This window comes from Streptomyces sp. W1SF4 (genome assembly GCF_003950035.1).
Taxonomy (GTDB): domain Bacteria; phylum Actinomycetota; class Actinomycetes; order Streptomycetales; family Streptomycetaceae; genus Streptomyces; species Streptomyces racemochromogenes.
Genome location: NZ_CP034350.1, coordinates 3,500,200 through 3,522,268 on the forward strand (window position 1 = coordinate 3,500,200; position 22,069 = coordinate 3,522,268).

Annotated in this window: 25 protein-coding genes and 1 tRNA gene; 14 read left to right on the plus strand and 12 right to left on the minus strand. The window is 72.6% G+C overall.

Translation table 11 applies throughout. The features are described from left to right. The first annotated feature begins 33 nt into the window (after window positions 1-33). The 3 genes from D1J60_RS16165 (at window position 34) to D1J60_RS37280 (ending at window position 1,774) form a co-directional block, all read left to right on the plus strand. Window positions 34-492 (plus strand): phage holin family protein, encoded by a 459-nt coding sequence (locus D1J60_RS16165; RefSeq protein WP_125599958.1) that lies wholly within the window; start codon window positions 34-36, stop codon window positions 490-492. Next, window positions 489-1,448, plus strand: coding sequence for an alpha/beta hydrolase (locus D1J60_RS16170; RefSeq protein WP_125599961.1), 960 nt, complete (start codon window positions 489-491; stop codon window positions 1,446-1,448). Before D1J60_RS16165 ends, D1J60_RS16170 begins: the two co-directional genes overlap by 4 nt. A gap of 152 nt (window positions 1,449-1,600) precedes the next feature. Beyond that, window positions 1,601-1,774 carry a hypothetical protein gene (locus tag D1J60_RS37280; protein WP_164720907.1) on the plus strand — a complete coding sequence of 58 codons (174 nt, stop codon included), beginning with the start codon at window positions 1,601-1,603 and terminating at the stop codon, window positions 1,772-1,774. Window positions 1,775-1,828: 54 nt separating this feature from the next. On the opposite strand, the gene D1J60_RS16175 is transcribed toward D1J60_RS37280, so the two are convergent. The 3 genes from D1J60_RS16175 to nth all read right to left on the minus strand — a co-directional run bounded on the left by D1J60_RS16175 (window position 1,829) and on the right by nth (window position 4,749). Continuing rightward, the gene (locus D1J60_RS16175; protein ID WP_125599964.1) at window positions 1,829-3,031 is read right to left on the minus strand and encodes a MarP family serine protease; all 1,203 of its coding nucleotides are present in this window, start codon (window positions 3,029-3,031) and stop codon (window positions 1,829-1,831) included. A 13-nt stretch (window positions 3,032-3,044) separates the two neighbouring features. Beyond that, window positions 3,045-3,761, minus strand: a complete 717-nt coding sequence (locus D1J60_RS16180; RefSeq protein WP_241253290.1) for a CoA pyrophosphatase — start codon at window positions 3,759-3,761, stop codon at window positions 3,045-3,047. A 160-nt stretch (window positions 3,762-3,921) separates the two neighbouring features. After that, window positions 3,922-4,749 carry an endonuclease III gene (gene nth, locus D1J60_RS16185; RefSeq protein WP_241253569.1) on the minus strand — a complete coding sequence of 276 codons (828 nt, stop codon included), beginning with the start codon at window positions 4,747-4,749 and terminating at the stop codon, window positions 3,922-3,924. A 286-nt stretch (window positions 4,750-5,035) separates the two neighbouring features. Here nth and D1J60_RS16190 point away from each other — a divergent pair, with 286 nt between their 5' ends. After that, window positions 5,036-5,710 (plus strand): Crp/Fnr family transcriptional regulator, encoded by a 675-nt coding sequence (locus tag D1J60_RS16190; protein ID WP_007264960.1) that lies wholly within the window; start codon window positions 5,036-5,038, stop codon window positions 5,708-5,710. Window positions 5,711-5,856: 146 nt separating this feature from the next. Then, complete coding sequence (locus D1J60_RS16195; RefSeq protein ID WP_125821574.1) at window positions 5,857-6,660, plus strand: nucleotidyltransferase domain-containing protein; 804 nt, start codon at window positions 5,857-5,859, stop codon at window positions 6,658-6,660. On the opposite strand, the gene D1J60_RS16200 is transcribed toward D1J60_RS16195, so the two are convergent. From D1J60_RS16200 to D1J60_RS16220, 5 genes are all read right to left on the minus strand, one after another. After that, a complete protein-coding gene (locus D1J60_RS16200) occupies window positions 6,657-6,962 on the minus strand; it encodes a hypothetical protein (protein ID WP_125821575.1) in 306 nt (101 codons plus the stop codon). The genes D1J60_RS16195 and D1J60_RS16200 overlap by 4 nt on opposite strands. Further along, window positions 6,959-7,804, minus strand: a complete 846-nt coding sequence (locus D1J60_RS16205) for an MBL fold metallo-hydrolase (RefSeq protein WP_125821576.1) — start codon at window positions 7,802-7,804, stop codon at window positions 6,959-6,961. The genes D1J60_RS16200 and D1J60_RS16205 overlap by 4 nt, the downstream gene beginning before the upstream one ends. After that, complete coding sequence (locus tag D1J60_RS16210) at window positions 7,801-8,709, minus strand: NUDIX hydrolase (protein WP_125599977.1); 909 nt, start codon at window positions 8,707-8,709, stop codon at window positions 7,801-7,803. Before D1J60_RS16210 ends, D1J60_RS16205 begins: the two co-directional genes overlap by 4 nt. Before the next feature lie 608 nt (window positions 8,710-9,317). After that, entirely contained in the window at window positions 9,318-9,791 is a 474-nt protein-coding gene (locus D1J60_RS16215) for a RidA family protein (RefSeq protein WP_125598345.1), read from the minus strand. Next, window positions 9,788-9,949: a DUF4177 domain-containing protein gene (locus tag D1J60_RS16220; RefSeq protein WP_007264966.1), complete on the minus strand. Its 162-nt coding sequence runs from the start codon at window positions 9,947-9,949 to the stop codon at window positions 9,788-9,790. The genes D1J60_RS16215 and D1J60_RS16220 overlap by 4 nt, the downstream gene beginning before the upstream one ends. Window positions 9,950-9,995: 46 nt before the next feature. On the opposite strand from D1J60_RS16220, the gene D1J60_RS16225 reads away from it, so the two are divergent. Both D1J60_RS16225 and D1J60_RS16230 read left to right on the plus strand, forming a co-directional pair. Continuing rightward, window positions 9,996-10,982: an ArsA-related P-loop ATPase gene (locus D1J60_RS16225; RefSeq protein ID WP_125821577.1), complete on the plus strand. Its 987-nt coding sequence runs from the start codon at window positions 9,996-9,998 to the stop codon at window positions 10,980-10,982. Next, window positions 10,979-12,310 carry an ArsA family ATPase gene (locus D1J60_RS16230; RefSeq protein ID WP_125821578.1) on the plus strand — a complete coding sequence of 444 codons (1,332 nt, stop codon included), beginning with the start codon at window positions 10,979-10,981 and terminating at the stop codon, window positions 12,308-12,310. Before D1J60_RS16225 ends, D1J60_RS16230 begins: the two co-directional genes overlap by 4 nt. A gap of 38 nt (window positions 12,311-12,348) precedes the next feature. Here the strand turns inward: D1J60_RS16230 and D1J60_RS16235 are convergent, their stop codons facing one another. After that, a complete protein-coding gene (locus D1J60_RS16235; RefSeq protein ID WP_030228569.1) occupies window positions 12,349-12,699 on the minus strand; it encodes a WhiB family transcriptional regulator in 351 nt (116 codons plus the stop codon). 396 nt (window positions 12,700-13,095) lie between these two features. Between D1J60_RS16235 and D1J60_RS16245 the strand changes: the two genes are divergently transcribed. Further along, window positions 13,096-15,444, plus strand: coding sequence for a transglycosylase domain-containing protein (locus D1J60_RS16245; RefSeq protein ID WP_125603878.1), 2,349 nt, complete (start codon window positions 13,096-13,098; stop codon window positions 15,442-15,444). Window positions 15,445-15,542: 98 nt separating this feature from the next. On the opposite strand, the gene D1J60_RS16250 is transcribed toward D1J60_RS16245, so the two are convergent. Beyond that, window positions 15,543-16,004, minus strand: a complete 462-nt coding sequence (locus tag D1J60_RS16250) for a GatB/YqeY domain-containing protein (protein ID WP_125603877.1) — start codon at window positions 16,002-16,004, stop codon at window positions 15,543-15,545. 68 nt (window positions 16,005-16,072) lie between these two features. Here D1J60_RS16250 and D1J60_RS16255 point away from each other — a divergent pair, with 68 nt between their 5' ends. The 5 genes from D1J60_RS16255 (at window position 16,073) to D1J60_RS16275 (ending at window position 19,864) form a co-directional block, all read left to right on the plus strand. Next, window positions 16,073-17,011, plus strand: a complete 939-nt coding sequence (locus D1J60_RS16255) for a metallophosphoesterase (protein ID WP_125821579.1) — start codon at window positions 16,073-16,075, stop codon at window positions 17,009-17,011. Window positions 17,012-17,111: 100 nt separating this feature from the next. Then, window positions 17,112-17,185: transfer RNA gene (locus tag D1J60_RS16260), tRNA-Pro, on the plus strand. A gap of 212 nt (window positions 17,186-17,397) precedes the next feature. Further along, a complete protein-coding gene (locus tag D1J60_RS16265; protein ID WP_125821580.1) occupies window positions 17,398-17,841 on the plus strand; it encodes a luciferase family protein in 444 nt (147 codons plus the stop codon). 152 nt (window positions 17,842-17,993) lie between these two features. Then, window positions 17,994-18,521: a potassium channel family protein gene (locus tag D1J60_RS16270; RefSeq protein ID WP_125821581.1), complete on the plus strand. Its 528-nt coding sequence runs from the start codon at window positions 17,994-17,996 to the stop codon at window positions 18,519-18,521. After that, window positions 18,518-19,864 (plus strand): chloride channel protein, encoded by a 1,347-nt coding sequence (locus D1J60_RS16275; protein WP_125821582.1) that lies wholly within the window; start codon window positions 18,518-18,520, stop codon window positions 19,862-19,864. Before D1J60_RS16270 ends, D1J60_RS16275 begins: the two co-directional genes overlap by 4 nt. Here D1J60_RS16275 and D1J60_RS16280 read toward each other — a convergent pair. Then, window positions 19,856-20,668 carry an alpha/beta hydrolase gene (locus tag D1J60_RS16280; RefSeq protein WP_125821583.1) on the minus strand — a complete coding sequence of 271 codons (813 nt, stop codon included), beginning with the start codon at window positions 20,666-20,668 and terminating at the stop codon, window positions 19,856-19,858. The genes D1J60_RS16275 and D1J60_RS16280 overlap by 9 nt on opposite strands. A gap of 101 nt (window positions 20,669-20,769) precedes the next feature. Here D1J60_RS16280 and D1J60_RS16285 point away from each other — a divergent pair, with 101 nt between their 5' ends. After that, window positions 20,770-21,420, plus strand: coding sequence for a TetR/AcrR family transcriptional regulator (locus D1J60_RS16285; protein WP_125821584.1), 651 nt, complete (start codon window positions 20,770-20,772; stop codon window positions 21,418-21,420). A 54-nt stretch (window positions 21,421-21,474) separates the two neighbouring features. On the opposite strand, the gene D1J60_RS16290 is transcribed toward D1J60_RS16285, so the two are convergent. Further along, complete coding sequence (locus tag D1J60_RS16290) at window positions 21,475-22,068, minus strand: HD domain-containing protein (protein WP_125821585.1); 594 nt, start codon at window positions 22,066-22,068, stop codon at window positions 21,475-21,477. Window position 22,069: the final 1 nt, after the last annotated feature.

The window sequence follows — 22,069 nt, forward strand, 5'->3', positions numbered from 1 at the left end:
GCCGCCGGCAGACGACGACAGAGGGAGACAGAGATGAGCGCAGTGGACCAAGGGGCTCCGGGAGCCGAGCGCACACTCGGCCAGCTGGTCGCCGCGGCCACCGCCGAGATGTCCGCCCTGGTGCACGACGAGATCGCCCTCGCCAAGGTCGAGATCAAGCAGGACGTCAAGCGCGCGGGCATCGGCAGCGGCGCCGCCATCGCGGCGGGCGTGCTCCTGCTCTTCTCCCTCCCCGTACTGAGTTTCGCCGCGGCCTACGGCATCCACAATCTCGGTCTCGGCCTGGCCTGGTCCTTCCTCATCGTCGGCGGCGCGTTCTGGCTGCTCGCGGGCCTCGTCGGGCTCCTGGCGGTGACGAAGTTCAAGAAGATCAAGCCGCCGGTGAAGACCATGGACTCCGTCAAGCAGACCGCCGCGCTGGTGGGAACCGTCAAGCCGCACCCGCGGCCGGTGAGTGACCAGGCTGTGGGTGTGGCACGCTCGTCCTCATGACAGCGCCCTCGGCCGACTCCGGCACTCCGCCCACCGCCGCCACGGCGGTACGGCTCGACCTGCCCGGCGGGCGGGCGGTGACGCACCGGGACGTCGCCGCCAACGGCGCCCGCTTCCACGTCGCGGAGGCCGGTGACGGGCCGCTGGTGCTGCTCCTGCACGGCTTCCCGCAGTTCTGGTGGACCTGGCGGCACCAGCTGGCCGCCCTCGCGGACGCCGGGTACCGGGCGGTGGCCATGGATCTGCGCGGGGTGGGCGGCAGCGACCGCACCCCGCGCGGCTACGACCCTGCGAACCTGGCCCTGGACATCACCGGGGTCGTGCGCTCCCTCGGCGAACCGGACGCCGCCCTCGTCGGGCACGACCTGGGCGGCTACCTCGCCTGGACGGCGGCCGTGATGCGGCCCAAGCTGGTGCGCCGGCTGGTCGTCTCCTCCATGCCGCACCCGCGTCGCTGGCGCTCGGCGATGATGGCCGACTTCGGCCAGACCCGGGCGAGTTCCCACATCTGGGGGTTCCAGCGGCCGTTCATCCCCGAGCGGCAGCTCGTCGCCGACGACGGGGCCCTCGTCGCGGAGCTGATCCGCGACTGGTCCGGGCCGCTGCTCCCGGAGGACGCCGATCTGGACGTGTACCGGCGGGCGATGTGCATCCCGTCCACCGCGCACTGCTCCGTCGAGCCCTACCGCTGGATGATGCGCTCGATGGCCCGCCCGGACGGGCTCCAGTTCTACCGCCGGATGAAGCGGCCCGTACGGGTGCCCACGCTGCACCTGCACGGCTCGCTGGACCCGGTGATGCGCACCCGCAGCTCGGCCGGTTCCGGGGAGTACGTCGAAGCCCCGTACCGCTGGCGGCTCTTCGACGGCCTGGGGCACTTCCCGCACGAGGAGGACCCGGACGGCTTCACCACCGAGCTGCTGAACTGGCTGAAGGACCCCGAACCCGACCGCTGACGAACCGTCGCAGGGGCCCGGGGCAAACCCGCCTGACGGGCCGTCCGGTCACTCGTACGGTGGTCCTACGGTCATTCAATTGCCCGGCGCATAGGCCAATTGGCCGCCCCGGACGGGATTACGGACCTTGGACCCCGGGCACAGCTCGTTGTATGGGCTGGACGCACGACCACGGTGACACCGCACGCGAACGCCGCTCGGCCAGGGTGCCGGGCACGCACGACAGGACCGGCCGGGACGACCACGACCCCCGGCTCGGGATTCCGCGCATCCTCCGCCGCCGCGCCCGCTGGGTCTCGGCGCGGCTGCGCCATCCACGCATGTAGGACCCCCGTCCGGGAGCGGCCCCGCCGGCCGGTACGCGCTCGCGTACCGGCGGGTCAGAGGGCGCAGCCCTGGGTGTCCGCCCGGCGCTCGGCGGTCTTCCCGACGCGGATGTCGTCGCGGATCTCGTCACCCGTCAGGGCGTAGCCGGTGTTCGGGTCGTCGAGCGACTTCGCGAAGACGACCCCGTACACCTTGCCCTCGGGCGTCAGCAGCGGGCCGCCGGAGTTGCCCTGGCGGACGGTCGCGTACAGCGAGTACACGTCACGGCGGACGGTGCCCCGGTGGTAGATGTCCGGGCCGTTGGCGTTGATCCGGCCGCGGACGCGGGCCGCGCGGACGTCGTAGGAGCCGTTCTCCGGGAAGCCGGCGACGATCGCGTCGCTGCTGCTCGTCGCGTCCTTGTCGGTGAACTCCAGCGCCGGGGCCTTCAGCTTGGGCACGTCGAGGACGGCGATGTCGCGCTCCCAGTCGTAGAGCACGACCTTGCCGTCGTAGAGCTTGCCCTCGCCGCCGATCTGCACCGTCGGCTCGACGACCCCGCCGACGACGTGGGCGTTGGTCATGACCTTGCCCGGCGCGAAGACGAAGCCGGTGCCCTCCAGGACCTTGCTGCAACTGGGCGCGGTGCCGACGACCTTCACGATCGAGAGCTTGGCCTGCTGGGCGACCGCGCTGCGGGCGAGGGCCGGGTCGGGGGCCTTCACCTCGGTGATCGGCTCGTTCGAGAACGGGCTGAAGACCTGCGGGAAGCCGTTGCGGGCGAGGGTGGAGCTGAAGTCCGAGAACCAGGTGTTCGCCTGGGCGGGCAGCACCCGCGAAACGCCGAGGAGCACCTTGGAGTTGCGCACCTCCTTGCCCAGGGTGGGCAGCGAGGTCCCGGCCAGGGCCGAGCCGATCAGCCAGGCCACGAGCAGCATGGCGACGACGTTGACCAGGGCGCCGCCGGTCGCGTCGAGCGCGCGGGCGGGCGACCAGGTGATGTGGCGTCTGAGCCGGTTGCCCAGGTGCGTGGTCAGCGCCTGGCCGATGGAGGCGCAGATGATGATGACCACGACCGCGATCACCACCACGGTGGTGGACACCTGGGTGCCGTTGTCGGTCACGCGGTCCCAGATCAGGGGCAGCAGGGACACGGCGATGAGGCCACCGCCCAGGAAGCCGATCACCGACAGGATGCCGACGACGAACCCCTGGCGGTAGCCGACGATCGCGAACCACACGGCGGCGACCAGCAACAGGATGTCCAGCACGTTCACGTGGGCCACCGTCTCATGCGTGCCAGTCGAGCGGGACGTGACGTGAGCGGTCCCACGGTCGCTCCCAGCCCGAGAAGTGCAGGATCCGGTCGATGACGCCGGCGGTGAAGCCCCAGACCAGGGCCGATTCCACGGTGAATCCGGGCCCTTCGTGCCCGCGCGGGTGGACCACGGTGACCCGGTGGGCGGGGTCCGTGAGATCCGCCACGGGCACCGTGAAGACCCGGGCCGTCTCCGCCGGGTCCACCGCGCCGACCGGCGAGGGCTCGCGCCACCAGCCGAGCACCGGGGTCACCACGAACTCGCTGACCGGGATGTAGAGGCGCGGCAGCACCCCGAAGAGCTGGACGCCGGACGGGTCCAGCCCGGTCTCCTCCTCCGCCTCGCGCAGGGCGGCGCGCAGCGGGCCGGTGGTGTGCGGGTCGCCGTCCTCCGGGTCGAGGGCGCCGCCGGGGAAGGAGGGCTGCCCGGCGTGCGAGCGGAGGCTGCCCGCGCGCTCCTGGAGCAGCAGCTCGGGGCCGCGCGGCCCCTCGCCGAAGAGGACGAGCACGGCGGACTGGCGGCCCCGGCCGTCCTCCGGGGGCAGGAAGCGGCTGAGCTGGCGCGGCCGGACGGTCCGGGCGGCCGCCACGACGGGCTCGAGCCAGGAGGGCAGGCCGGCCGTCGTGAGGGCCAGGCCGTCCCCCTCGCGGGCGGCTGCCGTGGTCTCGTCCTGCGTACCGCGCGTCATGGGCACCCCTGTCCGCGTTCCTCTGTCGGCTTTCCTCTGGCAACACCGTCTCCCACACCGCTGAACGCGGTCCGGTTCCCGATTCGTTCCGGCGGGGGCGCGGGGGCCGGGCGCCGCGCGCCCCCGCCGCGCCCCGCGCCCCGCCCGCCACGCCCCGCGCTCAGGGCTCCGTACGGGCTCCCAGCGGCGGCGCGGGCAGGCCCGGGTAGTCCGGGGGCGGGCTCAGGCGCTGGCCCGGCTGGCCGCCCTTCTCGTACTTCAGGAGCTTCTTCGCCTTCTCCGGGTCGGTCTCGCCCTCCCCGTAGGCCGGGCAGAGCGGGGCGATGGGGCAGGCGCCGCAGGCGGGCTTGCGGGCGTGGCAGATGCGGCGGCCGTGGAAGACGACGCGGTGGGACAGCATCGTCCACTCGCTCTTGGGGAAGATCGCGCAGATCTCCGCCTCGACCTTCTCCGGGTCCTCCTGCTCGGTCCACTTGAAGCGGCGCACCAGCCGGCCGAAGTGGGTGTCGACGGTGATCCCGGGGACCCCGAAGGCGTTGCCGAGGACCACGTTGGCCGTCTTGCGGCCGACGCCGGGCAGGGTGACGAGGTCCTCGATCCGGCCCGGCACCTCGCCGCCGAAGTCGTCCCGCAACGCCTTCGAGAGGCCCAGCAGGGACTTCGCCTTCGCCCGGAAGAACCCGGTCGGCCGGATGATCTCCTCCAGCTCCTCGGGCACGGCCTCGGCCATGTCCTCGGGGGTCGGGTAGGCGGCGAAGAGGGCGGGGGTCGTCTGGTTCACGCGCAGGTCGGTCGTCTGCGCGGAGAGGACCGTGGCGACGAGCAGCTCGAAGGGATTGCGGAAGTCCAGCTCCGGATGGGCGTACGGGTACACCTCGGCGAGCTCGCGGTTGATGCGGCGCGCCCGGCGGACCATCGCGAGACGGGATTCCGGCTTCGCCGCCCCCGGTTTCTTGGCCGAACCTTTACCCAACGGGACAGGTCGCACCTTTTCGGACGCCTCCACAGGGGCTTGTTCGCCCACGGCTGAATTCGGGGTCCCCGTCACTCCCGCGGACCCCTTGGCCTGTGCTCTCACCGGCCTATTGGACACCCGGCCAGCCTAAGCCCGGCCGCCGACACCCGCCCGGACCTCAGGTAACACCACCCCGATCGGCCTCTCGCCGCACAGCACGCCCATCCGTCCGGCATCCTTGTGATTGATCGCACTGTTTGAGCCGTCCGGCAAAATGGGGAGCGGTCCCCACTGGCTGGTCGACATAGGAGAGAGACTCGTGGACGACGTTCTGCGGCGCGCCCCGCTCTTCGCGGCGCTCGATGACGAGCAGGCCGCGGAGCTCCGCGCCTCCATGGCCGAGGTGACCCTCGCACGCGGCGACGCCCTGTTCCACGAGGGCGACCCCGGCGACCGGCTGTACGTCGTGACCGAGGGCAAGGTGAAGCTCCACCGCACCTCCCCCGACGGCCGCGAGAACATGCTGGCCGTCCTCGGTCCCGGCGAGCTGATCGGCGAGCTGTCGCTCTTCGACCCGGGCCCGCGCACCGCCACCGCCACCGCGCTGACCGAGGTCAAGCTCCTCGGCCTCGGCCACGGTGACCTCCAGCCGTGGCTGAACGCCCGGCCCGAGGTCGCGACCGCGCTGCTGCGCGCCGTCGCCCGGCGCCTGCGCAAGACCAACGACCAGATGTCCGACCTGGTCTTCTCCGACGTTCCGGGCCGCGTCGCCCGGGCGCTCCTCGACCTGTCGCGCCGCTTCGGCGTGCAGTCGGAAGAGGGCATCCACGTCGTGCACGACCTCACCCAGGAGGAGCTGGCGCAGCTCGTCGGCGCCTCCCGCGAGACCGTGAACAAGGCCCTGGCCGACTTCGCGGGCCGCGGCTGGCTGCGCCTGGAGGCGCGTGCCGTGATCCTGCTGGACGTGGAGCGGCTCGCCAAGCGCTCGCGCTGACGGCTGGGCACGTCTTCGCGCAGGGGCCCCGTCCGGGTGCGGACGGGGCCCCCGCGCGCGTTCCGGGGTGGCACGGCACGCACGGCCCGGCAGGACCGGCCGTTGAAGAACCGCCGGTCAGCGCCCCGGGCGGGCAGAGTAGGGCCATGGAGCGCAGAGGACTGGACGCGTACGGATACCTGGAGCGGGAGGGATCCCTCGGCCGGGTCCAGCCCGAGTTCGCGGCCCTGGTCGCGGCCACGCGGGGCCGGGTCGCGGAGGCGTACGGGCGCCGCCTGCACAGCGCCTACCTCTACGGCTCCGTACCGCGCGGGACGGCCCGGCCGGGGCGCAGCGACCTCGACCTGCTGATCGCCCTGCACCGGGAGCCGGGCGACGAGGACCGCGACACGGCCGAGGTGCTGGGGCGCGGGCTCGACGAGGACTTCCCGCAGATCGACGGCGTCGGCGTCCTGCTGTACGGCAAGGAGCGGCTGCTGAGCGAGCAGGAACGTTACGACCTGGGCTGGTTCCTCGCCTGCCTGTGCACCCCGCTGCTCGGCGACGACCTGGCCGAGCACCTGCCCCGCTACCGGCCCGACAGCCTGCTCGCCCGGGAGGCCAACGGGGACCTGGCCGCCCTGCTCCCACGCTGGCGGGCCCGGTTCGAGGCCGCCTCGGAACCCGCCGAGTTCCGCAGGATGAACCGCTTCTTCTCGCGGCACCTGGTGCGCACCGCGTTCACCCTCGTCATGCCCCGGTGGGGCGGCTGGACCAGCGACCTCACCGAGTCCGCCGAGGTCTTCGGCGGGTACTACCCGCAGCGGGCCGCCCAGCTGCGGCGCGCTGCCGCCGTGGCCCTGGACCCCGTGGACGACCCGGCCGTGGCCCGCGCCTACCTCGACGACCTCGGGCCGTGGCTCGCCGACGAGTACACGGCCCTCCACGGCACGAAGACGCCGCGGGACTAGGCCCCGGCGGCGGCGGGGGCTTCGAGGGCCTCCACCGCCCGCTTGGCCTCCGCCAGGCCCGCGCCCGTGATCCGCCGGTAGACCCTGATCGCCGAGATGGTCCGGCCGTCGCGCACCAGGGCGCGGACCTCGTCCATCCCGGCCGGCTCGGGCTCCTCGATGCCGAAGTGGTCCAGGACCAGGCCCAGCCGGCGCTCCAGCCGGGCGGCCTTGTCCTCCAGGGCCCGCACCTTCAGGTTCAGGGTCGAGGTGATCCACCCCGCCGCCGCGAGCAGCGCGAGGGTCAGGAAAAGCGTGTTCATTCGGGGCCCCCCGGGATCAGTCCGTGATCGCGAAGGTACTCCAGCTGTGCCTGGACCGACCACGTCGCGGCCGGCCACAGCGAACGGTCCACGTCCGCGTAGACCCGGGCGACGACCGCCTCGGCCGTGGTCAGCCCGTTCTCCACGGCCGTCTCGACCTGGGCGAGCCGGTGCGCGCGGTGCGCGAGGTAGAACTCGACGGCCCCCTGCGCGTCGTCCAGTACCGGCCCGTGGCCAGGGAGCACCGTGTGCACCCCGTCGTCGACCGTCAGGGAGCGCAGCCGGCGCAGGGAGTCGAGGTAGTCACCGAGCCGCCCGTCGGGGTGCGCGACGACGGTGGTGCCGCGGCCCAGGATCGTGTCCCCGGTCAGCACGGCCCGGTCGGCCGGCAGGTGGAAGCAGAGCGAGTCGGCGGTGTGCCCGGGGGTGGCCACCACGCGCAGCTCCAGGCCGCCGGTACGGATGACGTTGCCGGCCGCCAGGCCCTCGTCGCCGAGGCGCTGCGCGGGGTCGAGGGCGCGGACCTTCGTACGGGTGAGCTCGGCGAAACGGCCGGCGCCCTCGGCGTGGTCGGGGTGGCCGTGCGTGAGGAGCGTCAGCGCGACCCGCTTGCCGGCCTGCTCGGCGGCGCCGATGACCGCCCGCAGGTGCCCCTCGTCCAGCGGGCCCGGGTCGATGACGACGGCCAGCTCGGAGTCGGGCTCCGACACCAGCCAGGTGTTGGTGCCGTCCAGGGTCATCGCCGAGGCGTTGGGGGCCAGGACGTTGACCGCGCGGGCCGTGGCGGGCCCGGAGGAAACGGTCCCCCGGGGCTGGCCGGGGAGGGCTGCGGCATCGGTCATGCGGGGTCTCCCGGGCTCACTCGCTTCGTGAACTCGTCGTGGCCGGGCCAGCTGAGCACCAGCACGCCGTCCTCCAGCGCGGCCCGCGCCAGGACGGGGGCCAGGTCCTGCCCGCCGGCCGCGGCGAGCGCGTCGGCGGCGCTCCCGTACGGCTCCAGGGAACGCAGGGTGGAGATGGTCGGCGGCATCATCAGCAGCTCGCCCCGGTCGTACCCGTCGGCGGCGTCGGCGGGGCGGATCCAGACGGTCCGGTCGGCCTCGGTGGAGGCGTTGCGGGTGCGCTGGCCCTCCGGGAGGGCGGCGACGAAGAACCACGTGTCGTAGCGGCGCGGCTCGAACTCCGGGGTGATCCAGCGGGCCCACGCCCCGAGCAGATCGGAGCGCAGCAGCAGCTTGCGCCGGTCCAGGAACTCGGCGAAGGACAGCTCGCGCGCCACGAGGGCCTCGCGGTCGGCCTCCCAGTCGTCGCCGGTGGTGTCCCCGACGACCGTGTCCGGGGTCTCCCCCGCGAGCAGCACCCCGGCCTCCTCGAAGGTCTCGCGCACCGCCCCGCAGACGATCGCCTGGGCGGTGGCGGCGTCCGTGCCGAGGCGCTCCGCCCAGAGGTCCAGGCCGGGCCCGGCCCAGCCGATGCGGTGGTCCTCGTCACGGGGGTCGACGCCGCCGCCGGGGTAGGCGTACGCACCGCCGGCGAAGGCCATGGAGGAGCGACGGCGCAGCATGTGCACGGCGGGGCCGGCGGGAGTGTCGCGCAGCAGCATCACGGTGGCCGCACGTCTGGGCTCCACCGGGGTGAGGACCCCGTCGGCGAGCGCGCGGATGCGGTCGGGCCACTCCGGGGGGTACCACTGGCCTCCGGCGGGCGGCTGGCTGGGCGAGGGCTGACCGTGCTGACCATTGGGCATGGGCCGGATGCTACGGCCATCCGGCCCGATGTTCGAGGCCCCAGCCCTGGCCGGGCCACTCCCCACGCCGGGCGGGCGCGTCCGACACCGGCGGGCCGCCTGCGGGTGGTGCGCCGCCCCGGGTGGTCCGCCCCTGCGAGCGGTGGACCCCGGCGGGACGGTACGCCGCCGCGAGCAGTGGACCCCGGCAGGACGGTACGCCGCCGCGAGCGGTGGGCACCGGCGGCCGGTGCGCCGCCGCGCGGAGCGAGGTCCCCTACCCGCCCTTCGCCCGTTCCCCGGGCTCCGCCCGGACCCGTGCCTCGATCGCCGCCGGGGCTGAAAGACCCTGGCTCCGCCCCGGACCCCACCCGCGCCTCGGACGCCCGGCGGGGCTGGATCTTCCGGCCTCGCCGGCGTGTGAGGCGCGGGCGCAGTGGCGCCGTGTCCGTAGCCGCGCCCGGCGACTGAGGGCGAGAACGGTTGAAGGGCGGGGAGGGGCCGGCACCGCGCAGCGGCACACGAACCGGCCCCGCCCCGCACACCGCCGGACGGAGTCCGACGCGGCGGCGCGAAGCCGGTGAGGCGCCCGGGCGCCGAGCCGCGCGAGCGGCGAGTCAAAACAGGGGTCAGGCCCCGGCGGTCAGCTCGACCTGGATCTCGATCTCGACCGGCGCGTCCAGCGGCAGGACCGCCACACCGACCGCGGAGCGCGCGTGCACGCCCTTGTCGCCGAGCACCTCACCCAGCAGCTCGCTCGCACCGTTCAGCACGCCCGGCTGCGCCGTGAAGTCGGGGGCCGAGGCGACGAAGCCGACGACCTTCACCACACGGGCGATCTTGTCCAGGTCGCCGACCACGGACTTGACGGCGGCCAGCGCGTTCAGCGCGCACGTCGCCGCGAGTTCCTTCGCCTGCTCCGCGGAGACCTCGGCGCCGACCTTGCCGGTGACGGGGAGCTTGCCCTGCACCATCGGCAGCTGGCCCGCGGTGTACACGTACGCGCCCGACCGGACCGCCGGCTGGTACGTGGCCAGCGGCGGGACGACCTCGGGCAGGGTCAGGCCGAGCTCGGCGATCCGGGCCTCGACGACGCCGCTCATGCCTTCTCCCGCTTGAGGTAGGCCACGAGCTGCTCGGGGTTGTTCGGGCCGGGCACGACCTGGACGAGCTCCCAGCCGTCCTCGCCCCAGGTGTCCAGGATCTGCTTGGTGGCGTGAACCAGCAGGGGGACCGTCGCGTATTCGAACTTCTTGGTCATGGGGGCGAGCGTAATGCCTGAGCGGGAGTGGTTAGGCTCGGACGCTGTGAGCAGGCTCCAGGTGGTCAGCGGCAAGGGCGGCACCGGCAAGACCACGGTCGCCGCGGCACTCGCGCTGGCCCTCGCGCGCGAGGGCAGGCGGACTCTTCTCGTGGAGGTCGAGGGCAGGCAGGGCATCGCACAGCTTTTCGGCACGGAAGCGCTCCCCTACGAGGAGCGGAAGATCGCCGTCGCGCCCGGCGCGGGCGGGGGTGAGGTGTACGCGCTCGCCATCGACGCCGAACGGGCGCTGCTGGACTACCTCCAGATGTTCTACAAGCTCGGCTCGGCCGGCCGCGCCCTGAAGAAGCTCGGCGCGATCGACTTCGCGACGACGATCGCGCCCGGTCTGCGGGACGTCCTGCTGACCGGCAAGGCGTGCGAGGCGGTGCGGCGCAAGGACAAGGCCGGGCGGTTCGTCTACGACCACGTGATCATGGATGCGCCGCCGACCGGGCGGATCACCCGCTTCCTGAACGTCAACGACGAGGTGGCGGGGCTGGCCCGGTTCGGGCCCATCCACAACCAGGCGCAGGCCGTCATGAAGGTGCTGAAGTCCCCGGACACGGCCGTGCACCTGGTGACGCTGCTGGAGGAGATGCCCGTCCAGGAGACCTCGGACGGGATCGACGAGCTGGTGGGGGCGGGGCTGCCCGTCGGCCGGGTGATCGTCAACATGGTTCGCCCGCACCACCTCGACGAGGACACCCTGCGGGCGGCCGCGGACGGCCACCGCACCGAGATCGCCAAGGCCCTGTCCCGGGCGGGGCTGGGCGGGGCGCGGCGGGGCGGGCTGGCCGAGCGGCTGGTGGAGCCGCTCCTGACGCAGGCGGCCGAGCACGCGAGCCGGGTGGAGCTGGAGCGGGAGCAGCGCGCGGTGCTGGCGGGCCTTGGCGTGCCGACGTACGAACTCCCCCTGCTCGGCTCGGGGATGGAGCTGGCCGGGCTGTACGAGCTGGCGGCGGAGCTGCGCAAGCAGGTGGGCGCCGAATGAGCGGGGGCGGGGAGACCATGGGGCTGGACACGCCGCAGCGGCTGGCGGTCGACGCGCTGTTGGACGATCCGGGGACGCGGATCATCGTGTGCTGCGGCGCGGGCGGGGTCGGCAAGACCACCACCGCGGCCGCACTGGGCGTACGGGCGGCCGAGCGCGGGCGGAAGGTGGTCGTGCTGACCATCGACCCGGCGCGCAGGCTGGCCCAGTCGATGGGGATCGACTCCCTCGACAACACGCCGCGCCGGGTGCCGGGGATAGAGGGCGGCGGCGGGGCGGGCGGCGGTGAACTGCACGCCATGATGCTGGACATGAAGCGGACGTTCGACGAGATCGTCGAGTCGCACGCGGACGGCGAGCGGGCGCGCGCGATCCTGGCGAACCCCTTCTACCAGTCCCTGTCGGCCGGCTTCGCGGGCACGCAGGAGTACATGGCGATGGAGAAGCTGGGGCAGCTGCGGGCCCGGGACGACTGGGACCTGATCGTCGTGGACACCCCGCCGAGCCGGTCCGCGCTGGACTTCCTCGACGCGCCGAAGCGGCTGGGGTCCTTCCTGGACGGGAAGTTCATCCGGGTGCTGATGGCTCCGGCGAAGGTCGGCGGCCGGGCCGGGATGGCGTTCCTCAACGTCGGCATGTCGATGATGACCGGCACCCTGAGCAAGCTGATGGGTGCCTCGCTGCTGAAGGACGTGCAGACGTTCGTGGCGGCGATGGACACGATGTTCGGAGGGTTCCGCACGCGCGCGGACGCGACGTTCCGGCTGCTCCAGGCTCCCGGTACGGCGTTCCTCGTGGTCGCGGCGCCGGAGCCGGACGCGCTGCGCGAGGCGGCGTACTTCGTGGAGCGGCTGGCCGCGGAGAGGATGCCGCTGGCCGGTCTGGTGCTGAACCGGGTGCACGGGAGTGACGCGGAACAGCTGTCGGCGGAGCGGGCGCTGGCGGCCGCAGAGAATCTTGAAGAAGGCGGCATTGTCGATCAGGAGTCCGGGAAAGCTGGACTTCGTGACGCCGCCGACGACGGCTCCCCCGGTGTGGGCGACGTACATGACCAGCGCGACGTGAACGACGCGAACGACACGAATGACGTGGACGGCGTGAACGGCGTGGACGGCGTGGACCAGATCACCGCAGGACTGCTGCGCCTGCACGCCGAGCGGATGCAGGTGATCGCGCGTGAGCAGCGCACACGCGATCGCTTCACCTCTCTTCACCCGGAGGTGGCGGTGGCCGAAGTGGCCGCCCTGCCCGGCGATGTGCACGACCTCGCCGGGCTGCGGGCCATCGGAGAGCGACTCGCGGCCGGGGTTCCGGCCGCAGGAGCGTAGGCGTACGTACGAGTGGTGCCGGCGCGGCGCCCGGGTGGTTACCCGGCTGCCGCGTAGGTCTCGTACGACACGTCGATCTCCGCGTCGACATCCACGGTGAGGATGCCCGTACTGCGCTCGTACTCCGTGCGGGCGGTTTCGAGCAGCCGTCGCCACGAGGTGACGGTGGGACGCCGGCGCAGCAATGCGCGTCGTTCCCGCTCGGTCATGCCGCCCCACACTCCGAACTCGACACGGTTGTCGAGTGCGTCGGCCAGGCATTCGGTCCGCACCGGACACCCGGTGCACACCGCCTTGGCCCTGTTCTGTGCCGCTCCTTGAACGAACAGTTCATCCGGATCGGTAGTGCGGCAGGCTGCCTGCGCACTCCAGTCGGTAACCCAGCCCATCCCGGTGCCGTCCTCTCCCGAATCGAGGCTCCCCCACGGCGGTAGCGGCATATTCACCGCTGCCAGTTGAGGACGTTACGGAAGGCGGGGACGGTGCAACACCCCCGACGGGCCCAATCTTGAATGGTCCGAACGGACTATGGGTAAGCGGCAGATCACCCGACGGAGTGATCCGGCGACATGCCCGACCATTCCGGCGATTCGGGTGAAATCGGGGAGCGCCGGTGAGCCGCCGTCAGAGCGAAGGGCGGGATTCGGACATGAGTCCACCCCATTCGGGAAGGGTGAAAATCAAGCCGGGGGGTTGATGTCGCACCGCACTGCTGTGACAGTTGGGGACAGCTTAGGCCAAGGCATTCGCGCGTGTCCGGTGAATGAGAACGTAGGCTGCCCTCTATGGGAAAGAAGCGCTCGGGCGCAGGGCTGACGGGGCCGCAGCAGGCCGCCAAGTTCCTCGGGGTGTCGGTTCTCTCCGGAGTCGTACTTGCCGGCATCGCGATCCCGGGCGCAGGCGCGCTGGGCCTCGCGGCCAAGGGCACGGTCGAGGGTTTCGATGAGATCCCGGCCAATCTGAAGACGCCTCCGCTGAGCCAGCGCACCACGATCCTGGATGCCGAGGGTGGCTTGATCGCCACCGTCTATTCACGGGACCGGCAGGTCGTGCCGCTGACGGCCATGTCGCCCTACATGCAGAAGGCGATCGTCGCCATCGAGGACTCGCGCTTCTACGAGCACGGCGCGGTCGACCTCAAGGGCATCCTCCGTGCGGTCAACCGCAACGCGCAGGAGGGCGGCGCGGCCCAGGGCGCCTCCACGCTCACGCAGCAGTACGTGAAGAACGTCTTCGTCGAGGAGGCCGGCGACGACGAGACGAAGGTGCGCGAGGCCCAGGAGAAGAGCCTCGGCCGCAAGATCCGCGAGCTGAAGTACTCGATCCAGGTCGAGGAGGAGCTCGGGAAGAAGAAGATCCTCGAGAACTACCTCAACATCACCTACTTCGGCCAGGGGGCGTACGGCATCGAGTCCGCCGCCCAGCGCTACTTCAGCAAGCCCGCCAAGGACCTGACGCTGGAGGAGTCGGCGCTGCTCGCCGGCCTCGTGCAGTCGCCCAGCCGGTACGACCCGGTGAACGACAGCCAGGAGGCGATGAAGCGCCGCAACGTCGTCCTGCAGCGCATGGCCGACGTCAAGGACATCTCGCAGGCCGAGGCGGACGAGGCGAAGGCGAAGCCGGTCACGCTGAAGGTGACCCGGCCCAAAAACGGCTGCATCACCGCGGTCAAGGGCGCCGGGTTCTTCTGCGACTACGTGCGCGCCACCTTCCTCTCCGACCCGGTCTTCGGCAAGACCCGCGAGGAGCGGGCCAAGATCTGGAACCAGGGCGGCCTGACCATCCGCACGACGCTGGACCCGCAGTCGCAGGAGGCCGCCAACGCCTCGATCAAGGACCACGTCAACGAGGACGACTCGATCGCCACGGCCGTGACCATGGTCCAGCCGGGCACCGGCAAGGTCCTGGCGATGGGCCAGTCGAAGCCGTACGGCTTCGGGAAGAACGAGACGCAGATCAACTACTCCGTCGACAAGCGGATGGGCGGCTCCAACTTCGGCTTCCAGGTGGGCTCCACGTTCAAGCCGTTCATCGCGGCCGCCGCCATAGAGCAGGGCATGGAGCCGACGAAGGTCTACTCGGCCCCGAACAAGATGGAGTACCCGAGCCCGGTGGCGCGCTGCTCGGGCCCGGCCTGGCAGAACCTGCCGCTCGGCAACGGCAAGCTGCAGACCGCGGAGAACGAGACGCGGGACGAGGTCGGCCCGTACGCGCTGCGGACGGCGATGGAGAAGTCCATCAACACCTACTTCGTGCAGATGATCTCGGACATCGGCCTCTGCCCGGTGACGGAGATGACGCAGAAGCTCGGCGTGGTCCCGGCCAGCGGGGTCAAGCTGCCCGAGGAGCCGTCCATCGCGCTCGGCTCCGCCGAGATGTCCCCGCTGACGATGGCCAACGCGTACGCCGCCTTCGCGAACCGGGGCGTCTACTGCACCCCGATCGCCCTGGAGTCGATCACCGACGCGCACGGCAAGGCGCTCACGGTGCCGAAGACCAAGTGCGACCGGGCGATGTCCCAGGACACGGCCGACACCATCAACCAGCTGCTGCGCGGGGTCGTCGACTCCGGTACGGGTGAGCGGGCCGGCCTGACCGACCGCGACAACGCGGGCAAGACCGGTACCACCGACAACCGCTACAACGCCTGGTTCGTGGGCTACACCCCGAACCTGTCCAGCGCGGTGTGGGTCGGCTCCGGCGGCTCGAAGAAGATCTCGATGGAGGACATCACCATCGGCGGTCAGTACTACCCGAAGGTCTTCGGCGGCGGCCTGCCCGGCCCGATCTGGAAGGACGCCGTCTCGGGCGCGCTCTCCGGCCGCGAGGCCCCGAACTTCGTCGGCGCCAGCGTCCCGGAGTCCCCGGTCGGGGGCGGCGGCGCGGGCAACGGCGGCACCGGCGGGAACGGCGGCGGCCGGGGCAACACGCCCCAGCCGCCCGCCACCCCGCGCAAGCCGAACAAGCCCGGCAAGCCCGGCGGTGACAACAAGCCCGGCGGCGGGGCCGGTGGCGGCGGAGCTGCCGCCGGAGGCGGCGGGGTCAACCCGGTCCCCGACGTGCCGGTCAAGCCGGTGCCCGAGGTCCCGGTGATCCCGGGTCCGACGGGCGCCGGCGGCGGGGCGACCCCGTAGCCGAACGGAGACGAAAGAGGGGGAGGGCCCCGGCCGGATCACCGGCCGGGGCCCTCCCCTCTTCTTCTCTGCTGTTCCTGTCCCTACGAAGGCCGACCCTACGAAAGCTGCTTCTTGACGGCCGCGGCGACGCGGCCGCCCTCCGCCAGACCCGCCACCTTCGGGTTGACGATCTTCATGACGGCGCCCATGGCCCGCGGCCCCTCGGCACCAGCCGCCTTGGCCTCCTCGACGGCCTGCGCCACGATCGCGGTCAGCTCGTCGTCGCTGAGCTGCTTGGGCAGGTAGGCGTCGAGGAACTCGCCCTCCGCGGTCTCCCGCGCGGCCTGCTCGTCGCGGCCGCCCTGGGCGAAGGCCTCCGCGGCCTCGCGGCGCTTCTTCGCCTCCTTGGCGATCACCTTGAGGACTTCCTCGTCGGAGAGCACGCGCGCCTCCTTGCCCGCGACCTCCTCCTTGGTGATGGCGGAGAGGGTCAGGCGCAGGGTGGACGAGCCGAGTTCGTCGCGCGCCTTGATGGCGGTGGTGAGGTCTTCCTGGAGCTTGGCCTTGAGCGTGGTCATGCCCCTGAGTCTGCCAGGTGCGGGGCCTGGGGCGCCCATCGGTTTTCCTGGTCTGCGACGATGGGGGCATGCACGCGCGTTACGCAACCCCCCTGAAGGTGACCGCCTCGATCGCGGCGGTGGGGGCCGCTGGTGTGGCCTATGCCGCGGGGTTCGAAGCCCGGTCCTTCCGACTTCGCCGGATCACCGTTCCGGTACTGCCCGCCGGGATGCGCCCGCTGCGCGTACTGCAGGTCTCGGACATCCACATGGTCGGCGGCCAGCGCAAGAAGCGCGCCTGGCTGCAGTCCCTGGCCGGACTGCGCCCCGACTTCGTCGTGAACACCGGGGACAACCTCTCCGACACGGAGGGCGTGCCCGAGCTGCTCGACTCTCTGGGTCCGCTGATGGAGTTCCCCGGGGTGTACGTCTTCGGGTCCAACGACTACTACGGGCCGCGGCTGCGCAACCCCGGGCGCTACCTGATCGAGAAGGTGCAGGGCCGCCACGGCCTCAACGGCAACAAGCCGGTCGTCGGCGCCGTGCACAACCCGTGGGAGGACATGCGGGACGCCTTCGACGCGGCGGGCTGGCTGAACCTCACGAACACCCGGGCCCGGCTGAAGGTGAACGGGGTGGAGCTGGCCTTCACCGGCCTGGACGACCCGCACATCAAGCGGGACCGCTACGAGCGGGTCGCGGGCGGCCCGGAGGCGGACGCGGACTTCTCCCTGGCCGTGGTGCACGCCCCCTACCTGCGGGTACTGGAATCCTTCACGGCCGACCGCTACCCGCTGATCCTCGCCGGGCACACCCACGGCGGCCAGCTGTGCGTCCCCTTCTACGGGGCGCTCGTCACCAACTGCGACCTCGACACGAAGCGGGTGAAGGGCCTGTCCACGTACGAGACCCAGGGCCGGCGCTCGTACCTCCACGTCTCGGCCGGCTGCGGCACCAACCGCTTCACCCCGGTCCGCTTCGCCTGCCCCCCGGAGGCGACCCTCCTGACCCTGGCCCCCAAGGCCTGACCCCGGCCCCGGACCCCCGCGAAAACCGGATTTCGTCTCAGGCCGAGGGTCCGCTAAAGTAATCGATGTCGCCAGGACAGCACAGCTTCAGGGCGACGATCGGGGTGTAGCGCAGCTTGGCAGCGCGCTTCGTTCGGGACGAAGAGGTCGTGGGTTCAAATCCCGCCACCCCGACTTCGTAAGACCAGGTCAAGGGCCTGATCCGCATCGCGGATCAGGCCCTTCCTGCATTTCGGCGTGCCGTCCTTCGGGTACCCCCGGGCGTCCTCGACCGGATCGCCAGCAAGGCAAAAGCGGATGCGTGGACCCTGGATGCCGCAGCTTCGCAGCTCCTTGGAGCGCTCACGCCGCGGCCGGCTTTCCGTCGGCCGGAAAGGAACACCATCGTGCTTTCCCTGCCCCCGCGCCCCGGCGCGGCCCCGCGCGTCTTCGGTCCTGCCCCGCACGGCCAGGGCTCCCAGATCTCCCCGATCATGATGCAGGAGGAGCTGTGGGGGCGGATGCGGGCGCTGCCCTTCGTCTACATGGCCCCCACGCTCGTCTCCGTCTCGCACGCCCGCTCGCTCTTCCTGCCCGAGGGCATCGGGTCGGGTCCGGACGAAGCGTTCCAGGGCGGCCGGGAGTTCGCGCACATCCACCCCCACCACGACGGCTCCCTCCACGTGACCCTCCCGAAGGACATCGAGGCCGAGGTCATCGACGCCGGTTGGGGCGTGCACCACCCCGTCCAGAACGTGACGCTCATCTACGGGCCCCGGAACTCGGCGGAGCTGGAGATCGCCTGGCGGATCGTGCAGGAGTCGTACTGGTACGCGCTCGGCGCGAAGTAGCACCCGCCGCCTTCTCCAGGTCAGGGGCCTGATCCGAGGACCGGATCGGGCCCCTGCAGTGTCCTGACCGCTCCGGTGGGTGTGCGTGGGGTGCGGGGTGGGGGTGGGGGTGTTGGAATGCGGGGAGGGACAGGCTGCGGTGAGGAGCGGTCATGGGCGGCGGCTCCGGGTGGATGGTGGTGCTGGTGCACCTGCTGCGGGCGGTCGGGTCCGGGGCGCTGGTGACGTACCTGTACTACGTGGCCCCGCTGGACTACGGCTTCGGGGTCGTGGCCGTCGCGGCGCTGGCCGCGGGGCTGCTGGTCTTCGGGTGCCTGATCGTCTGGCAGGTCAAGGCCATCGCCCGTTCGGCCCATCCGAGGCTGCGGGTCCTGGAGGCCCTGGGCACCGCGGTGCCGCTGTTCCTGATGCTGTTCTCGGCGGCGTACTTCCTGCTCTCGGGTGACCGGCCCGGGTCGTTCTCCGAGGCGCTGAGCCGGACCGACGCCCTGTACTTCACGGTGACGGTGTTCGCGACCGTGGGCTTCGGCGACATCGTGCCCGCCGACGGGACCGGGCGGGCGCTGGTCACCGCGCAGATGGTGGCCGATCTGATCATGGTGGGGCTCGTCGCCAAGGTGCTCTTCGGAGCGGTGGAGACCGGGCTGTCCCGGCGGCCTGAGAAGAGGAGCGGTCCATGACGGCTACGGAACCCCAGCCCGGGCAGCCCGGCCGGCCCGCCCAGCCGGCCCGGCAGCCCGAACCGGTGGTGCTGCGGGGGCTGCTGAAGACGGCTTCGTACCGCAGGATCCTGCTGCTCTGCGCCCTGGTCGGGATTCCGGTGTCCCTCGTCTGCTTCTGGTTCCTCGCGGGGCTGCACGCGTTGCAGCAGCTGCTGTGGGAGAGCCTGCCGCACTCGCTCGGCTGGGACGGGCCGCCGTGGTGGTGGCCGCTGCCGCTGCTGCTGGTCGGCGGCATCGGCGTGGGCCTGGTGGTGGCCCGGCTGCCCGGGGCCGGCGGGCACGTCCCCGCGGCCGGGCTGGCCGTGGGCGGGGCGTCGACCAAGGTGCTGCCGGGGGTGGTGCTCGCGGCGGCGGCGAGCCTGCCGTTCGGCGCGGTGCTGGGCCCGGAGGCGCCGCTGATCGCCCTGGGCAGCGGCTTCGCGCTGCTGTTGAGGGACCTCGCGCGGGGGTCGGCCACCCCGCAGGCCACGGCGCTGCTGGGGGTGGCGGGCGCGGCCGCGGCCATCGCCGCCATCTTCGGGAGCCCGCTGGTCGCGGCCGTGCTGCTGATCGAGGTGGTGGGGGTGGGCGGCCCGCAGCTGGTCGCCGTCATGCTGCCCGCGATGCTGTCGAGCGGGGTGGGGGCCCTGGTGTTCACCGGGTTCGGGCGCTGGACCGGCCTGCAGACCGACGGGCTGGCCGTCACGCTCCCCGGGCCCGTGCCCCGGCTGGACGCGGCCGACGTGGGCTGGGCGCTGCTGCTGGCCGTGGTGCTGGCGGCCGTCGTGCGCGAGGCGGTGGGGGCGGGTCAGGTGGTGGCGGCGTTCGTGGCGAAGGGGCCGGTGACGCGTACGGCGCTGTGCGCGCTCGGCGCCGGTGTCTGCGCGGCCGTGTACGCGCTGGTCACGGACCGTTCCCCGGTGGACGTGGCCTCGTCCGGGCAGGCCTTGCTGGCCTCGCTGGCCGGTGATCCGAAGGCCTGGGGCGCGGGGGCGCTGGTGGCCGTGCTGCTGTGCAAGACCGTCGCGTACGCGCTCTGCCTCGGCGGCATGCGCGGCGGCCCGATCTTCCCCGCGCTGTTCCTGGGGGCGGCGGCCGGGGTGCTGGCGGCGCCGCTGCCCGGGCTGGGGGTGGTGCCGGCGGTGGCGGCGGGGCTGGCCGCGGCGGGGGCGAGCGTGCTGCGGCTGCCGGTCAGCAGCGCGGTGATGGCGATCCTGCTGGTCGGCAGCCCGGGGATGACGCCGGTGGTGATCCTGGCCGCCGTCGCGGCCCTGATCACCACCGAGCTGCTGCCCGGGCCCCGGCGTCAGCTGTCAGGCTGAGGGCCCGTCGGCGCCGAAGAACTCCGCCAGGGCGGGGGCCAGGACGGCCGGGTCCACGTCGTGGGTCTGGCCGTCCAGGGTGCGGTGGCGGCCCGCCGGCAGCAGGGCGGCGAGGGCCCGGGCGCCGGACTGGAGCCAGGGGTCGCTCGCGCCGCCGCCGATGGCCAGCACGGGGATCCGTACGGCCGCCCAGCGGTCGGCCGGCAGGGGGTGGCCGGACATGGTGTCGCCCATGACCCGGGCGTCGTACGGGAGGGTGTGCGCCAGCGCCGCGAAGTGGCTCCAGAGGCCGCTCGCCCGTATCTGGCCGACGAGTTCGGCCGGGACGAGGACGGCGGCGGTGAGCATGAGGGTGACGGCGTCGTCGCGCCGGTCCTCGGCGATGGCGGTGTCCAGCTGCTCCACGTAGTCGGCGGGGACCGGGGGGCGGCTGTCGTCGACGACGAAGGGGGGCTCGTACAGGGCGAGTTCCTTCATCGGGACGCCGTGGGCCGCAGCCTCCAGGGCCAGGACGGCGCCCGAGGACATGCCCATCACCCGGACGGGGCCGTCGAGTTCGGCGATGACGGCGGCCAGGTCCTCGACCTCCCGCTCCACCGCGTAGGGGGCGGTGTCGCCGCTGTCGCCCCGGCCGCGGCGGTCGTAGGTCACGACGGTGAAGCGCTCGCCGAGGAGCCCCGCGAGCACGGCCCACCTGGGGTCGTTGCGGACCTGGTAGGCGCCTCCGACGAGGACGAGGGCGGGACCCGCGCCGCTGCGGTCGTAGGCGATGGCGGTCCCGTCGCGGGAAATGGCTTTCTGCACGGTCTGCTCCCCCTCACACTATGTGAACGGCGTCCACATCTCGATCGTAGGCTATACCTGTAAGTTCACGCCGTCCACATAAAGCGAGGAATCGAGGCCCGATGCCTTCGGAGACCGAACCACCGCCCCCGCCCAAGCGCAGTACCTACCGCCACGGGAACCTGCGCAGCGCGCTGCTCGAAGCCGCCCTGGAGCTGGCGCGCGAGGGCGGACCGGACGCCGTCTCGCTGCGCGAGGTCACCCGGCGCGCCGGGGTGTCGCCCAACGCCGCCTACCGGCACTTCGCCGACCGGGGGGCACTGGTGCACGGGGTCTCGCAGGCCGCGATGGCCCGGGTGGCCCTGGCGATGGAGGCGGAGATCGACGGCCTGCCCCCCGCCCAGGACCCGGCCGAAGCCGCCCGCGCCCGCTTCCGCGCGGTGGGAACGGGCTACATCCGCTTCGCCGTGACCGAGCCGGGCTGGTTCCGGACCGCCTTCCACGTACCGGCCGACATGACGTACGCGGCCGACGCCACGGCCGCCGGGGCGGGCGGGCTCACGCCGTTCGAGCTGCTCGGCGCCTCGCTGGACGGGCTCGTGGAGACCGGCGCCCTGCCGCAGGCCCGCCGCCCGGGCGCGGAGTTCCTCGCCTGGTCCGCGGTGCACGGCCTGGCGTCCCTGATCATCGACGGCCCCCTGCGCGGCATCACCCCGGAGCAGGCCCACGACGCGGGCCGGGACGTGATCGCCATGATCGAGCGGGGGCTCTGACGCCCGACGGGGACCGGGCCGGGCCGGGGGCCGCCGCCCGGCCGGCCCCGTGCGTCACGCGTCGAGGGGGTTCGCGGCGATGCGCTTCGCCGCGCCGCCCGCGACGTAGGACGCCGCCGCGCAGGCGGGCTTGCGGGCCGCCTGGTCCTCGACCAGGGCGAGGAAGGAGGGGCCGAAGCCGAGGCGGGGGTAGTGCTCCAGCAGGCCGGAGAGGAAGGCCGGGTCGAAGTCGGCCACGCGCAGGCCGGACACGTCGGCGCTGGTGCCCACCTGGAGGAGGTGGCTCTCGACGTCCTCGGCGGCCGTGACGTCGTCGCGCATGTGCAGCACGATGACCTCCTCCGCGCGGGCCCGGCGGGCCGGGGGCCAGCCCAGGCCGGCCGTGAAGAGCCGGGCCACGTGTCCGCCGGCCTCCTCGAAGGGCAGGGTGTGGCTGTCGAACGGCGCGGTCAGGCCCAGGTCGTGGAGCAGGGCGCTGACGTAGAGCAGCTCCGCGTCGTACGAGAGCCCGTGCGCGCGGGCGTACTCGGCGCCGAAGGCGTAGGAGCGGACGGAGTGGTTGAGGAGGGCGGCGTCGGCGTACTCCGAGGCGATCTCGAAGGCCGAACGGGCCGTGTCCGAATCGAGGTTGTGAAGGGTCCACGTCATG